The 14,308-nt window shown below is 69.2% G+C and carries 12 protein-coding genes; 6 read left to right on the forward strand and 6 right to left on the reverse strand.

What is annotated here, in order from left to right:
- Positions 1-91 precede the first annotated feature (91 nt).
- Positions 92-1,084 carry an NAD-dependent epimerase/dehydratase family protein gene (locus tag L3V85_RS01530; protein ID WP_237677677.1) on the forward strand — a complete coding sequence of 331 codons (993 nt, stop codon included), beginning with the start codon at positions 92-94 and terminating at the stop codon, positions 1,082-1,084.
- A 13-nt stretch (positions 1,085-1,097) separates the two neighbouring features.
- Here L3V85_RS01530 and L3V85_RS01535 read toward each other — a convergent pair whose 3' ends face one another.
- The 5 genes from L3V85_RS01535 to L3V85_RS01555 form a co-directional block, all read right to left on the reverse strand.
- Entirely contained in the window at positions 1,098-2,051 is a 954-nt protein-coding gene (locus tag L3V85_RS01535; protein WP_237677678.1) for a glutaminase, read from the reverse strand.
- Entirely contained in the window at positions 2,048-2,956 is a 909-nt protein-coding gene (locus L3V85_RS01540; protein ID WP_237677679.1) for a DMT family transporter, read from the reverse strand. The genes L3V85_RS01535 and L3V85_RS01540 overlap by 4 nt, the downstream gene beginning before the upstream one ends.
- A 91-nt stretch (positions 2,957-3,047) precedes the next feature.
- Positions 3,048-3,548 carry a BON domain-containing protein gene (locus L3V85_RS01545; protein ID WP_237677680.1) on the reverse strand — a complete coding sequence of 167 codons (501 nt, stop codon included), beginning with the start codon at positions 3,546-3,548 and terminating at the stop codon, positions 3,048-3,050.
- Positions 3,545-4,054 (reverse strand): flavin reductase family protein, encoded by a 510-nt coding sequence (locus L3V85_RS01550; protein WP_237677681.1) that lies wholly within the window; start codon positions 4,052-4,054, stop codon positions 3,545-3,547. The genes L3V85_RS01545 and L3V85_RS01550 overlap by 4 nt, the downstream gene beginning before the upstream one ends.
- 44 nt (positions 4,055-4,098) lie before the next feature.
- A complete protein-coding gene (locus tag L3V85_RS01555; protein WP_237677682.1) occupies positions 4,099-5,028 on the reverse strand; it encodes a LysR family transcriptional regulator in 930 nt (309 codons plus the stop codon).
- Between the two features lie 73 nt (positions 5,029-5,101).
- On the opposite strand from L3V85_RS01555, the gene L3V85_RS01560 reads away from it, so the two are divergent.
- Positions 5,102-7,093: an alkyl/aryl-sulfatase gene (locus L3V85_RS01560; protein WP_237677683.1), complete on the forward strand. Its 1,992-nt coding sequence runs from the start codon at positions 5,102-5,104 to the stop codon at positions 7,091-7,093.
- On the opposite strand, the gene L3V85_RS01565 is transcribed toward L3V85_RS01560, so the two are convergent.
- Positions 7,075-8,304 (reverse strand): nucleoside recognition domain-containing protein, encoded by a 1,230-nt coding sequence (locus tag L3V85_RS01565; protein WP_237677684.1) that lies wholly within the window; start codon positions 8,302-8,304, stop codon positions 7,075-7,077. The genes L3V85_RS01560 and L3V85_RS01565 overlap by 19 nt on opposite strands.
- A gap of 85 nt (positions 8,305-8,389) precedes the next feature.
- Between L3V85_RS01565 and L3V85_RS01570 the strand changes: the two genes are divergently transcribed.
- The 4 genes from L3V85_RS01570 (at position 8,390) to L3V85_RS01585 (ending at position 14,247) form a co-directional block, all read left to right on the forward strand.
- Complete coding sequence (locus L3V85_RS01570; RefSeq protein WP_237677685.1) at positions 8,390-9,973, forward strand: phospholipase D family protein; 1,584 nt, start codon at positions 8,390-8,392, stop codon at positions 9,971-9,973.
- Positions 9,974-10,077: 104 nt separating this feature from the next.
- Positions 10,078-11,637: a metallophosphoesterase gene (locus L3V85_RS01575; protein WP_237680474.1), complete on the forward strand. Its 1,560-nt coding sequence runs from the start codon at positions 10,078-10,080 to the stop codon at positions 11,635-11,637.
- On the forward strand, positions 11,634-12,986 hold the full coding sequence (locus L3V85_RS01580; RefSeq protein ID WP_414080180.1) for a cytochrome-c peroxidase: 1,353 nt from the start codon (positions 11,634-11,636) through the stop codon (positions 12,984-12,986). Before L3V85_RS01575 ends, L3V85_RS01580 begins: the two co-directional genes overlap by 4 nt.
- A gap of 103 nt (positions 12,987-13,089) precedes the next feature.
- On the forward strand, positions 13,090-14,247 hold the full coding sequence (locus L3V85_RS01585) for an ABC transporter substrate-binding protein (RefSeq protein ID WP_237677686.1): 1,158 nt from the start codon (positions 13,090-13,092) through the stop codon (positions 14,245-14,247).
- The last annotated feature ends 61 nt before the right edge of the window (positions 14,248-14,308 follow it).

Genomic DNA, 14,308 nt, shown 5'->3' on the forward strand with positions numbered 1-14,308 from the left:
AAATGTATAGCCGCTGGCTCATGTTCGGTAATTCCAATTGAACCTGGCCGGTTCCAGAATTCATCCATCGACAACTGTTCTGGAGCATTCCATGGCACACGGCAACGACAACACGGTTCTGGTTCTTGGCGCGACGGGCGGCATCGGCGGCGAAGTGGCTCGCCAGTTGCGCGACGCGGGCTGGGAGGTGCGCGCACTGAAGCGCGATGCGACCGAAGGCAGGCGCGAGGGCATCACCTGGATGGCCGGCGACGCGATGGATGCGCAGGCCGTGCGGCAGGCGGCCCGGGGCTGCGCGGTGATCGTGCATGCCGTCAACCCGCCGGGCTACCGCAACTGGTCGCAGCTGGTACTGCCGATGCTCGACAACACCATCGCCGCCGCCAGGGCGGAGGGCGCGACCGTCGTGCTGCCGGGCACGGTCTACAACTTCGGCCCCGACGCATTTCCGCTGCTGGCCGAGGACTCGCCGCAGCATCCGGTCACCCGCAAGGGCGCGATCCGCGTCGAGATGGAAAAGCGCCTCGAAACCGCCAGCCGCGAAGGCGCCCGCGTCATCGTCGTGCGCGCCGGCGACTTCTTCGGCCCGCGGGCCGGCAACAACTGGTTTTCCCAGGGGCTGGTGAAGGCGGGGCAGCCTGTCAAGGCGGTGAGCTATCCCGGCCGCGCGGGCGTCGGTCACCAGTGGTCGTACCTGCCGGACGTGGCGCGCACCATGGTCGAGCTGCTGGCGCGGCGCGACCGGCTCGAGCCCTTCGCGCGCTTCCACATGGCCGGCCACTGGGACGCCGACGGCACGCGCATGAGCGGCGCCATCCGCAAGGCGGTGGCGCGCCGCACCGGCACCGAGGCGCGCGTGTCGGCCTTCCCGTGGTGGCTGCTGACGTTGGCCTCGCCCTTCGTCACCACCTTCCGCGAAATGCGCGAGATGCGCTACCTGTGGCGCACGCCCGTGGGCATGGACAACGCGAAGCTGGTGGCCTTGCTCGGCCGCGAGCCGCACACGCCGCTCGACGAGGCGGTCGAGGCTTCGCTCGAAGGCATGGGCTGCCTGGCGACGGCACCGGTGGCCGCGGCGGCCTGAGCCGGAACGTCGCTCAGAACACCGACAGCCCCGTGCGCGCCACGAACAGCTCCAGCGCCTTCATGCCCAGCAGCGAATTGCCGGTGGCATCGAGCGCCGGCGACCACACGCACAGCGTGAGCTTGTCGGGCACCACGGCCACGATGCCGCCGCCCACGCCGCTCTTGCAGGGCAGCCCGATCGAGAAGGCCACGTCGCCGGCGGCGTCGTAGGTGCCGCAGGTGAGCATCAGCGCGTTGATGCGGCGGGTCTGCCGCTCGCCGGTGATCCCGGGCTGGCCTTCGATGGGGTGCGCGCCGTCGCGGCTCAGGAAGGCGGCGGCGCGCGCCAGCTGGCGGCAGCTCATGCGCAGCGCGCACTGGTGGAAGTAGGTGTCGAGCACGGCGGCGACGTCGTTGTCGATCTTGCCGAAGCTCTTCATGAAGTTGGCCAGCGCGATGTTGCGAAAGCCCGTGTCGGCTTCGGACTGCGCCACCTCGTCGTCGAAGGCGATGGGCTCGCCGCACAGGTTGGCCATGAGCGCGAGGATGTCGGCCTTGGCGCTGCCGCCGCTGGCCTTGGCCTGGCTCACCAGCCGGTCGGCCACGGCGATGGCGCCGGCATTGATGAACGGGTTGCGCGGCTTGCCCTGTTCGTTCTCCAGCTGCACCAGCGAGTTGAACGGATTGCCCGAGGGCTCGCGGCCGATGCGCTCCCACAGCGCGTCGCCCATGCGCTGCATGGCGAGCGTGAGCGTGAAGAGCTTCGACACGCTTTGAATGGAAAAGGGCGTCTCGAAGTCGCCCGCGCCCGCTTCCCGGCCGTCGCAGGTGCGCAGCGCGATGCCGAACTGCCGCGCGTCGATGCGCGCCAGCGCCGGGATGTAGCTGGCCACCTTGCCGCCCGGGCAACCCTGCTCGATCTGCGGGCGCAGCGTGGCGACGATCTCGTCGAGCACCGGCTGGAAGTCCATGGTCTTGTCGTTCATGCGCTGCGCTGTACGGCGGGCCGCCGGTTCACCAGCACGATGCCCAGCGCCACGCCGATCAGCGCGACGATCAGCTGCGCCGTGAGCGGCTCCTTCAGCACCACCACGCCGAACACCAGCGCGAACAGCGGCGTGAGGAAGGTGAAGGACGACATCTGCGTGGCCGGGTAGTGCCGCAGCAGCCACATCCAGGTGAGGTAGCTCGCGAAGGCGCCGATCACGGTCTGCAGGCCGATGGAAGTCCAGGCACCCGCCGAGTAGGCGAAGCGCCAGTGCTCGCCGAGCGCCAGCGACAGCAGCGGACACATCGCCGCGGTGACCGCGACTTGATAGAACAGCGTCTTCTCGGCGCTGGCCGTGGCCAGCTTGGTGGTGCGCAGCGTGAGCGTGGTCAGGCCCCACAGCGCGCCGGCCGCCAGGCCCATGGCGTCGCCCACCAGTTGGGACGAACTCATGTGGCCGAAGCCCTCGCTGAAAGCCAGCACCACGCCCGAGAACGCGATGAACAGGCCCAGCCACTGGAAGCCGCGCAGCCGCTCGGCCGGCACCCAGCGCGGCAGCAGCAGCGACACCCAGAAGGGCGCGGTATAGAGGAACACGGTGAGCCGCGACGCGCTGGTGTTCTGCAACCCCAGGTAGATGCCCGCGAACTCGCCCGAGAACAGCAGCCCCGCCAGGAGCCCCGGCCACAGCGTGCCGTCGCGCTCGAACAGCGGCACGCGCCGCCATACGCACCACAGCCACAGCAGCGCGGTCGCGCCGACCATGCGGATCGAGGCCTGCCACATCGGCGGCACCTCGGCCACGGTGGTCTTGATGAGGATCTGCTGGAGCCCCCAGAACGCACAGCAGGCGATCAGGAGGCCGATGGCGAGGGAGTCGAGGTGGGTCTTGCGCTGGATCATTCGCTGCTGTCAGTCGGTCGCGGCGGAAAAAAGGCCAAAGGCCGCGTAATTCATCCGATGATCGTATCGCGCCCGCGTGTTCGGCGTGTGCCTATCGCGCGGCCACCGGATAGGTCGGCTTGCCGCGCGTGCCCACCATCAGGTCGGGCACCACGGCCTCGACGTCGGGCAGGGCGCGGGCGGCGTGCTCCAGCCGCTTCGCCAGCGCCGCATTGGGCACGCAGCCCTGCAGGTAGACCCAGCGCCGCTGGATCATCACCCACACGCTGCCCCTGTCCACGCCCGGCACCGCCTGCAGCGCGGCGCGCACCTTGGGCGCCAGCGGCTTGTCGTAGCGGTAGGCGTTGCTGTCGGTGCACTTGCCGGCCAGCCAGCAGCTGGTGCCGCGCTCCAGCCGCGAATGGGTCTGCACGCGGCGTTCTTCGGCGGTATAGAACGGGCCCTCCGGCATCGGGCAGGCCGGCAGCCCCGCCGACACCTGGAAGAACGGGTCGTCGAACCAGTTCTGCTTGAGCGGGCCGCCTGCTTCCTGCGCCACGCCGGTCCGCGCGACGAGCAGCAGGACACAGACGAGCGCAGGATGGCGGGTCACAAGGGGTGTTCCGTGTAGAAGCGCCCGCCGTGGAACAGCAGCGGCGAAGCGCCGATGTCGTGCGAGCAGCGCTCCACTTCGCCGACGAAGATCACATGGTCCCCTTCGTCGTAGCGGCTGCGGTTGAAGCACTCGAAGCTCGCGGCTGCTCCGGCCAGCACGGGTGCGCCGCCCAGTCCTTCGGTGAAGGCCACGTCGGCCCAGCGGTCGATGTTTTTTGTGGCGAAGCGCTCTGCCAGCGCCTTCTGGCTGGCCGCCAGGATGTTGACGGTGTAGTGCGAGCCGGCGCTGAGCGCGGGCATCGAACCGGCGGCGCGCGCCAGGCTCCACAGCACCAGCGGCGGCGCGAGCGAGACGGAATTGAAGGAGTTGGCCGTGAGGCCGACCAGCGTGCCGTCGGCCGCCCGGGCGGTGACGATGGTGACGCCGGTGGCGAACATGCCGAGCGCTTCGCGAAACTCGTCGGGCGAAAAGGAGGGCGGCTGGGCCCGTCGGAGAGTAGTCACTGAAAAAGGCTGCAAGGGCTTGGAGGGCAGAAGGCCATTTTGGCTCAGCGCCCGGGGGGCTGCTTGGCGGGGCTCATCAACTCGGTCACCAGCCGGGAATAGGCGGTGGCCGCAGGCGAGAGGGTACGCCCTGCGAGCGTCACCAGGCTGTAATGCGTTTGCATGCCTGTGAGACCGGCCACCGGCAGCGGCACCAGCGCGCCGGTCTCGTGCCCCGGCGCGGGTGCCAGCGGTGCGAGGATGGCCGCATTGGCCGTGAGCGCCAGGTGCCGCAGCGTGCCCGCGTCGTCGCAGCTCACGTTGAACAGGCCGCGATCGGCGCTCTTGCCTTTGCTTCGGTTGGCCTGCCGGTCGAACTGCGCCGCCACCTCGGTGGGCAACTGCGGGCCGGCCACCGGGTACGCCATGAGTTTGTCGAGCGTGACCTGCTTCAGCCGCAGCAGCGGATGCTTCGGCCGCACGAAGAACGACACCGGCACGTTGGGCAGCCGTGCCAGCTTCAGGCCCGGCTGCTTCTTCTCGAGATCGCGCGTGTCGGCGATGAACAGGTCGAGCTGGCGGCGGTGCAGGCGCTCGCACAGGCTGGCGGTGTCGGCCACTTCCATGCGCATCAGCAGCTGCGGATGGCGCTGCGCCATGAGCGACAGGGCCATGCGGCCGAGCGTGCCGGCCGCGAAGGGGCCGAGGCCGACCGCAAGGCTGCCGATGGCCAGGCCTTCGAGCTGCAGCACGTCGCGCTCGATCTGCCGGGCGTCGGCCAGCAGCTCGCGGGCGCGCGCCAGCACCAGCTCGCCGGCCTGGGTGAAGCGCACGGTGCCGTAGGCGCGGTCGATCAGGCGGGCCTGCAGGACCTCTTCGAGGTTGTCGATGCTGCGCGAGAGGGCAGGCTGCGACAGATGCACGGCCTGTGCCGCGCGGCCGAAGCTGCCCTGGTCGGCAAGGGCGACGAGATGCTGGAGCTGGCGCAGCTGCATTTTGCAAATTGCTGAAAATTGGAGTTCATATTTTGCATTTGCCAATGCTTCCGGCGGTTCGCAGAATTGCCGGATGACTTCTTCCTTCTCCCGTACGGCCGGGCTCGTCGCGCTGGCCTGCATGCTGGGCGCACCGCCGGTTTCCGCGCAGACCGCCGCCAAGTCGCCCGAGCCCGCCACGCTGCAGGCCAACGCCGACATGGCGAAGACGCTGCCCTTCGCCGACCGCCGCGACTTCGAAGACGCCATGCGCGGCTTCGTCGCCACCGTGCCCGACGCGCTGGTGCCCGGCACCGGCCCGCGCCCGGTGTGGAGCATGAAGCCCTACGACTTCCTCAAGGCCGACGCGCCGGCCGACACCGTCAACCCCAGCCTGTGGCGGCAGGCGCAGCTCAACGCCATTCACGGCCTGTTCCAGGTGACGGAGCGGGTCTACCAGGTGCGCGGCTTCGACCTGGCGAACATGACCATCGTCGAAGGCGACAGCTCGCTGATCGTCATCGACCCGCTGCTGTCCGCCGAGACAGCGCGCGCCGCGCTCGACCTGTACTACCAGCACCGGCCGAGGAAGCCGGTCGGCACGGTGATCTACACGCATGGCCATGTCGACCACTTCGGCGGCGTGAAGGGCGTGACCACCGAGGCCGACGTGGCCGCCGGCAAGGTGCAGGTGCTCGCGCCGGCGGGCTTCATGGAAACGGCGGTGGCCGAGAACATCCTCGCGGGCAACGCGATGAGCCGGCGCTCGCAGTACCAGTTCGGCACGCTGCTGCCGCCGGGCGTGCGCGGGCAGGTCGACACGGGGCTGGGCAAGGCGCTGGCGCGCGGCACGGTCACGCTGATCGCGCCCACGGCCAGCATCGAGAAGCCGACCGAGTCGCGCACCATCGACGGCGTGCAGTTCGTGTTCCACCTGGTGCCGGGCTCCGAGGCGCCGTCGGAAATGCTCATGTACCTGCCGCAGTTCCGCGTGCTGAACATGGCGGAGGACGTGACGCACAACATGCACAACCTCTACACGATCCGCGGCGCCGAGGTGCGCGACGGCAACCTGTGGTCGAAGTACATCGGCGAGGCGCGCGTGGCCTTCGGCGGCAAGGCCGACGTGCTGATCGCGCAGCACCATTGGCCGACTTTCGGGCAGGAGCGCATCGTCGACCTGCTGAAGAAGCAGCGCGACATGTACAAGTTCATCAACGACCAGTCGCTGCGCCTCTTGAACCAGGGCTACACGGCGGCCGACATCGCCGAGACGCTGCGCATGCCCGCGAGCCTGGCGCAGGAGTGGTCGGCGCGCGGCTACTACGGCACGCTGCGACACAACGCCAAGGCCGTCTACCAGAAGTACCTGGGCTGGTACGACGCGAACCCCGCCAACCTGGATCCGCTGCCGCCGGTGGCGTATGCGAAGAAGACGGTGGAGTACATGGGCGGCGCCGACGCGGTGATCGCGCGTGCGCGCGAGGATTTCAGGAAGGGCGAGTTCCGCTGGGTGGCCAGCGCGATGAACCAGGTGGTGTACGCCGACCCGTCGAACCGCGTGGCCCGCGAGCTGGGCGCCGATGCGCTGGAGCAGCAGGGCTATCAGTCGGAGGCCGGTACTTGGCGCAGCGCGTACCTGGTGGGCGCGATGGAATTGCGCAATGGCGTGCCGAAGATTCCGGGCGGCAGCAGTGCGAATGCGGACACGCTCAAGGCGGTGAGCAATGACCTGTTCTTCGACTTCCTGGGCGTGCGGCTCGACGCGGCCAAGGCGGAGGGCAAGAAGCTGGTCATCAACTGGAACTTCACCGATTCGAACCAGCAGTTCGTGCTGACGCTGGAGAACTCCGCGCTGACGCACATCGCGGGGCAGCAGCCGGGGGCGGATGCGACGGTGACGCTGAGCCGGGCGACGCTCGATGCGGTGACGCTGAAGGAGACGAGCTTTCCTGCCGCCGTGCTGACCGGGAAGGTGAAGATCGAAGGAGACCGCGCGAAGCTGGCCGAGCTGATGTCGATGCTCGATACCTTCGAGCCCATGTTTCCCGTGGTGGAGCCGAGGGCTCAGCCGAAGAACCAGTAGCAGACAGCGACTGCGGCAATCACCCCGGCCAGCTCGGCCAGCAACGCACAAGACACCGCATGCCGCGTGCGCTGGATGCCGACCGCACCGAAGTACACGGCCAGCACGTAGAAGGTGGTCTCGGTGCTGCCCTGGATGGTGGCGGCCACCAGCGCGGGGAAGCTGTCGACGCCCTGGGTCTTCATGGTCTCGATCAGCATCGCGCGCGCCGCGCTGCCCGAGAAGGGCTTGACGAGCGCCGTGGGCATGGCGTCGACGAAACGCGCGTCGAAGCCGCCCGCCGTCACCAGCCAGCGCAGGCCGTTCAACGCGAAGTCGAGTGCGCCCGAGGCGCGCAGCACGCCGATGGCGCACAGCATCGCGACCAGGTAGGGCAGCAGGTTCTTCGCGATGTCGAAGCCTTCCTTCGCGCCTTCGATGAAACACTCGTACACCTTGATGCGCTTGATGGCCCCGGCCAGCAGGAACACGAGGATCACGCCGAACAGCGTGAGGTTGCCCAGCAACGAAGACAGCGACGCGATGGCCGCCGCCGACAGCGTGCCCAGCAACGCCATGAAGCCGCCCAGCAGCAGCGCGCCGGGCACCAGGTAGGCCAGCACCACCGGGTCCCACAGGCGCAGCCGCTGCGCCACCGCCACCGACAGCAGCCCGACCAGCGTCGAGACGCTGGTGGCCAGCAATATCGGCAGGAACACCAGCGTCGGGTCGCCCGCGCCCTGTTGCGCGCGGTACATGAAGATGGTCACCGGCAGCAGCGTGAGCGAAGAGGCGTTCAGCACCAGGAACAGGATCTGCGCGTTGGTGGCGGTCACCGGGTCGGGGTTGAGCCGCTGCAGTTCGCGCATGGCCTTCAGGCCGATGGGCGTGGCGGCGTTGTCCAGCCCCAGCGCGTTGGCCGCGAAATTCATGGTGATGAGGCCGAGCGCCGGATGCCCGGCCGGCACGCCCGGCATGAGGCGCCTGAAGAGCGGCCCCAGCAGCCGAGCCAGCCAGCCGACCAGCCCCGCCGCCTCGGCGATGCGCAAAAAGCCCAGCCACAGCGTGAGCGTGCCGAACAGCAGCACCATCACCTCGACCGCGAGCCGCGCCATCGTGAACAGGCTCGCGACCAGCGCCGCGAACACCGTCGGGTCGCCGCCGACGAGCCAGCGCCCCAGCGCGGCCAGCGCCGCCACCCCGAAGAAACCCAGCCACAAGCCGTTGAGCACGTTTGCTTTTCCTCTTTTCCCCTTTCGGGCGGGTTGATCATAGGGCGCTAAACCTGCCGGCCCGCCGCGAGCTACAGTTCGGCCCATGCGCGCCGCCAACCTCCGCCGACTTGCCGCCCTGGCACTGGGCGCGACCTCGCTCTGGCTCGCCGGCTGCGCGGTCCTGCCGCCGGGCAAGCCGATGCCCGTGGCCACCGCCTTCCCGGCCGCGGAGGTGTCGCAGACCGAGCTGGCGCAGCTCGCGGCCCGGGGCACGCCGGGCGGCTCCACGTCGCTGTCGGGCTTCCGGCTGCTGCCGGAGGCGGCCTTCGCGTTCGACGCGCGCATCTCGCTGGCGCGGCACGCCGAGAAATCGCTCGACGTGCAGTACTACCTGATCCAGAAAGACGACGTCGGCCTGCTGTTCCTCAAGGAGCTGCGCGAGGCCGCCGCGCGCGGCGTGCGCGTGCGCCTGCTGGTGGACGACCTCTACACGGCCGGCGAGGACGAGGTGTTCGGCACGCTGTCGGCGTTTCCGAACATCGAGGTGCGGCTGTTCAACCCGCTGCCTTCGCGCGCCGATTCGCTGGCGACGCGGCTGCTGTTCTCGCTGACCGACTTCGGCCGCATCAACCACCGCATGCACAACAAGCTGCTGGTGGCCGACAACAGCTTCGCGGTGTCCGGCGGCCGCAACATCGCCAACGAATATTTCATGCGCAGCACGGCGGCCAATTTCATCGACATGGACGTGCTGTCCAGCGGTCCGGTGGTGCGCCAGATGTCCGAGGGCTTCGACCGCTACTGGAACAGCGAGCACGTGCGCCCCATCGAGCAGATCGCGCCGCTGCGCATGCCGGTGGAAGAGGCGCAGAAGCGCTTCGACGCCATCGCCCGCACGGCGGTGCCCGACGTGGCCATGCACCAGCGCGACGTGCTCGACAAGTCGCCGGTGGGGCAGCAGCTCATCGCCGGCAACGTGGAGCGCTACTGGGCGCCGTCGACGCTGTTCGTGGACGACCCCGAGAAGATCACGCGCAAGCCCGACGCAGCCTATGAGGGCAGCGTGACCGAGGGCGCGCTGGGCGTCATCAACTCGGCCAGGCGCGAGGTGAAGATCGGCTCGCCGTACTTCATTCCGGGGGCGCGCGGAATGGCGATGATGAAGAAGGCCATCGAGCGCGGCGGCCGCATCACGGTGGTCACGAACTCGCTGGGCGCCACCGACGAGCCGCTGGCCTACGCGGGCTACGAGCGCTACCGCGCCGACATGCTCAAGATCGGCGTCACCATCTACGAGATCGCGCCCACGCTCACCGGGCGGTCGGGGCGCTTCGGCGACTTCGGCAAGTCGATCAGCCGGCTGCATGCCAAGCTCGCGGTGGTGGACGACGAGCGCTTCTTCGTCGGCTCGATGAACCTCGACCACCGCTCGGCCGCGGTCAACACCGAGATGGGGCTGGTCATCGACAGTCCCGAACTGGTGAAGGACTACGACAAGCTCATGAGCGGCGATCGGGTCAACCTCGGTTACCGGCTGCGCCTGGGCCCCGACGGCCGGCGCGTGCAGTGGCTGGAGTACGACGACGCCGGCGGCGACATCGTGCACGAGGACGAGCCCGGCGAATTCCTCTGGCTGCGCTTCAAGAACTGGCTGCTGCTGCCCATCGTGGGCGAGGACCTGCTGTAGCGGCTGCCGCGGTCACGGCCGTGTAATACGGTTTGCACATTGCCCCTCTAGATTGCGGCGTCCCACGACGCATAACAACCAGAGGGGTTCTTCTCATGCACGCCATGCTCGCCTTGCCGCGCGCCTTTTCCGAATCGCGGAGGCTGCGGCGCCTTGCCGCTCTCGCCGGCCTTGCCGCCGCCGCCACCTTGCTGCAAGCCTGCAACGGCGGCAGCGACAACCAGACCGTCGTCCTCGGGCCACCGCCCGCGCCGGCACCCGCCCCGGCGCCGGCACCCGCGCCGGATGCCGCCAGCGCCGACGCCAACCTGCAGGCCGCCTGGGTCGAGATCGGCGAGAACAACGCGGCCATCGCGCGCGTCATCACCAGCTACACCGCACCGGCCGCCGCCACGACGGCCGACGCCAATGCCGTGTGCCCGCAATTGACGGTGGACGGCAAGGCGATGCGCATGACGCTGCGCATCGGCGCCGGCACCATGGCACTGCGAACCACCGCCAGCGACCCGGTCGACTCCAAGCCCTCCGCATTCCCCGTGTCGACCTGCGAGACGACCCTGCCCGCGAGCGCGAAGCAGGCCGCCGTCGGCAGCCGCGCGTTGCCGCTGCCCAAGGCCGAGCCGCAGCGCGTGCTCGTGCTGGCCGACACCGGCTGCCGCATGAAGAAGGCCGACAAGGCCTTCCAGCCCTGCAACGACAGCACCGTGTGGCCGTTCGCGCCGCTGGCCGCGATGGGCGCGAGCTTCAACCCCGACCTCGTGATGCACATCGGCGACTACCACTATCGCGAGAACGAGTGCCCCAGCGACAACTCGGGCTGCAAGAGCAGCCCCTGGGGTTACGGCTGGGACACCTGGCAGGCCGACTTCTTCGCGCCCGCCGCGCCGCTGCTGGCGAAGGCACCGTGGGTGTTGGTGCGCGGCAACCATGAAGAGTGCGCGCGTGCCGGACAGGGCTGGGCGCGCTTCCTCGATCCGCGTCCGTACGCCGACAAGCGCTCGTGCAACGATCCGGCCAACGACGACAGCGGCAACTACGCCGATCCGTACGCGGTTGCGCTGGGCACCGGCTCGCAGGTCATCGTGTTCGACTCGGCCAAGGCCGGCAAGGTGGCGCTGGCGACGAACGATCCGCAGTTCATCGCCTACCAGAAGCAGTTCCAGGCGGTGACCGCGCTGGCGAACAAGCCCGGCATGACCACCACGATGTTCACCAACCATCATCCGATCCTGGGCTTCGCTCCGACCCCCACAGATCCGCTGCCTGGCAATCTTGCGCTGCAGTCGGTGATGAAGAGCGTCAACGCCACGGCCTACTACCCGGCCGGCGTGCACGTGGCGCTGCACGGCCATGTGCATGACTTCCAGGCGCTGAACTTCTCCACCGACCATCCCGCCACCCTCGTGACAGGCAACGGCGGCGACAACCTCGACTTCGCGATCACCGACCCGCTGCCGGCCGGCGCGACGCCCGCGCCGGGCGTGACCGTCGACCGCATCACGCACCACAACACCTTTGGCTTCATGCTGATGGAACGCAAGGCCGCGCCCGGCGTGGGCTGGAACTTCAAGGCCTACACCGTGGTCGGCAAGCTGCTCGCCACCTGCGTGCAGACGGGCAGGGCGCTGGCTTGCGACAAGACCGGTCTCCTCGTCACGCCGTGACGGATGCAAGGGCGCTGCGCGCGCGGCGCCGGAGCCTGTTCGGCGCCGGCCTCGCGCTGGCCGCGGCCTGTGCGGGGTGGGTCGGCGGCACCCTGGCCGCGCCGGATGCGCGCACGGTGCAGATCAATCCCGGCGGCCCGCCGAGCGTGGTGGCCGAGCGCATCGGCGCCACGCCGCGGCTCACCGAGCGCACCGACCCCGCGGAGGCCACCTTCCGGCCAGACCCGGCGTTGTCCGCTCTGGGCAAGCGCATCTTCTTCGACACGCGGCTGTCGCAGCCGCAGGGGCTGTCGTGCGCGGGCTGCCACGACCCCGCGCGCGCCTTCACCTCGACGCTGAACGCGCCGTCGCTGGCCGGGCCGCGCACGCCGCAGGGCAGCCGCCCCGGGCACTTCAGCGCGCGCACCGCGCCTTCGCTGCTGTACGTGCGCTACGTGCCGCGGCGCCACTTCTACCAGGACGACGACGCGCTCGTGCCGTCGCCCTTCGGCGGCCTCTTCACCGACGGCCGCGCCGACACGCTGGCCGAACAGGCGCGCGGGCCGCTGTTCGACCGCGACGAGATGAACAACGCCTCGCCGCGCAGCCTGCTGCGCAAATTGCGCGGCACCGACCTCGCGCCCGCCATGTCGCTGGCCTTCGGCCCACAGGTGCTGCAAGACCCGGAACGTGCGGTCAAGGGCATCGGCCTGGCGCTGCAGGCGTATCTGCAGAGCGACGAGATGGCGCCTTTCAGTTCGCGCTTCGACGACTACCTGCGCAAGCGCACGCCGCTGAATCCGCAGGAGATGCGCGGCCTCGCGCTGTTCAAGAACCCGGACAGGGGCAACTGCATGTCGTGCCACACGCTGTCCGACACCTCGAGCCGGCCCGAGCGATCGCTCTTCACCGACTTCGGCTACGACGCCATCGCCGTGCCGCGCAACCTGTCGCTGCCCGCCAACCGCGATCCGCGCCGCTTCGACAACGGCCTGTGCCGCACGGCCGCGCAACTGCGCTGGCCCGAGCCCGACCAGTGGTGCGGCTACTTCCGCACGCCGGGGCTGCGCAACGTGGCGGTGCGCCAGAGCTTCATGCACAACGGCGTGTTCACCACGCTGCGCGACGCGGTCGCGTTCTACGCCACGCGCTCGACCGACCCGGCCAAGTGGTACCACGGCAAGCCGACCTTCGACGACGTGCCTGCGGCCTACAGGGGCAACATCAACGTCAATTCCACGCCCATGAATCGCCGCCCCGGGCTGCCGCCGGCGCTGACCGATGCGGAGATCGACGACATCAGCGCCTTCCTCGGCACCCTGACCGATGCACGCTATGTGGCGGCCATGCCGAAGCCGGTGACGAAGTAGCTGCGGCTGTCGCCGAAGTCATCTGCGCAGAGGCGAGGTGCGTTACATTTCTGTTGGAAATGTGTACTTTTGTCACTGCAAACCCCCTCTGGAGACTTCGACCATGACCGTTCCCGTGCCGCGCGAGTCGATTGCGCCGCTTTCCACCAGCCGTCGCCGTGCGCTGACCGGACTGGCCGCAACCGCCGCCGCGGGCCTGGGATTTCCGGCGCTGGCGCAGAACAAGCCGGTTCGCGTCGGGACCACCTTCGACAACAGCAGCGTGGAGAAGGCCAACGGGCAGGGGCTTTACCAGGGTTCGAGCGCTTTCTTCGCGGCGCTGAACAAGGCCGGCGGCATCAACGGCACCAAGGTCGAGCTCGTGATGGCCGACGACACCTTCAAGCCCGATGTGGCCAAGGCCAACGCGCTGGCCTTCGAGAAGGACAGCTCGGTGCTCGCGCTGGTGCACCCGCTGGGCACGCGCCAGACGGCCGAAGTGATGGACGCGGTGCCGGGCATGGCCGTGGTCGGCCCCATCACCGGCACCATCTCGCTGCGCAAGAAGGCGTCGCCCAACACCTTCTGGGTGCGCGCCAACTACGACCAGGAAGTCGACAAGCTGGTGAGCACGGCCGCCGTGCTGGGCCAGAGCCGCATCGGCCTCGTGCACTCGGACGATCCGCTGGGCCAATCGGTGCTGGCCGCGTTCAAGGCCTCGCTGGCCAAGGCCAAGCTGGAGCCGGCGGTGATCGCCACCACGCCCAACACCACCAGCATGGAAGTCGGCCCCGCCGCCGCGGCCATCGCCAAGGCCAAGCCGCAGGTGGTGGTGGTCGGGTTGGCGGGCACGGCGCCGGTGTTCCTGAAGGCGCTGCGCGAGGCGGGCAACAGCAGTTCGGCCTACGGCCTGTCGATCACGGCCAGCGCGCTCGCGGCCATGGGCGACCTGGCGCGCGGCCTGGGCTTCGTGATCGTGGTGCCTTCGCCGTATTCGACCAAGTACGAGATCGTGCGCCGCTACCAGGCCGACATGGTGGCCAGCGGCATCAAGGAGTTCTCGCTCACCAGCCTGGAGGGCTACATGAACGCCGCCGTGCTGGCAGAGGGCATGCGCCGCGCGGGCGGTTCGCTGACGCGCGCGTCGGTGATGTCGGGGCTGGCCAGCATCGAGAGCTTCGACCTGGGCGGGGTGAAGATCAACTACGGCCGCACCAACCGCGAAGGCGGCCAGTTCGTGGACGTGGCCGTGATCGGCAGCCGCGGCCAGATGCTCAGCTAGGCCAGGTACTCCCCCAGGCTTCGCGCACTTCGTGTCGCTTCGCCAACCCCCTCGCCGGGGG

This window comes from Variovorax paradoxus (assembly GCF_022009635.1).
Classification (GTDB): Bacteria; Pseudomonadota; Gammaproteobacteria; order Burkholderiales; family Burkholderiaceae_C; genus Variovorax.

Coding starts and splice junctions, on each gene's coding strand:
- L3V85_RS01560 (WP_237677683.1), top strand. CDS start 5,102: ATGACTTCTTCCTTCTCCCGTACGGCCGGGCTCGTCGCGCTGGCCTGC.
- L3V85_RS01585 (WP_237677686.1), top strand. CDS start 13,090: ATGACCGTTCCCGTGCCGCGCGAGTCGATTGCGCCGCTTTCCACCAGC.
- L3V85_RS01540 (WP_237677679.1), bottom strand. CDS start 2,956: ATGATCCAGCGCAAGACCCACCTCGACTCCCTCGCCATCGGCCTCCTG.
- L3V85_RS01535 (WP_237677678.1), bottom strand. CDS start 2,051: ATGAACGACAAGACCATGGACTTCCAGCCGGTGCTCGACGAGATCGTC.
- L3V85_RS01530 (WP_237677677.1), top strand. CDS start 92: ATGGCACACGGCAACGACAACACGGTTCTGGTTCTTGGCGCGACGGGC.
- L3V85_RS01555 (WP_237677682.1), bottom strand. CDS start 5,028: ATGCAGCTGCGCCAGCTCCAGCATCTCGTCGCCCTTGCCGACCAGGGC.
- L3V85_RS01570 (WP_237677685.1), top strand. CDS start 8,390: ATGCGCGCCGCCAACCTCCGCCGACTTGCCGCCCTGGCACTGGGCGCG.
- L3V85_RS01575 (WP_237680474.1), top strand. CDS start 10,078: ATGCTCGCCTTGCCGCGCGCCTTTTCCGAATCGCGGAGGCTGCGGCGC.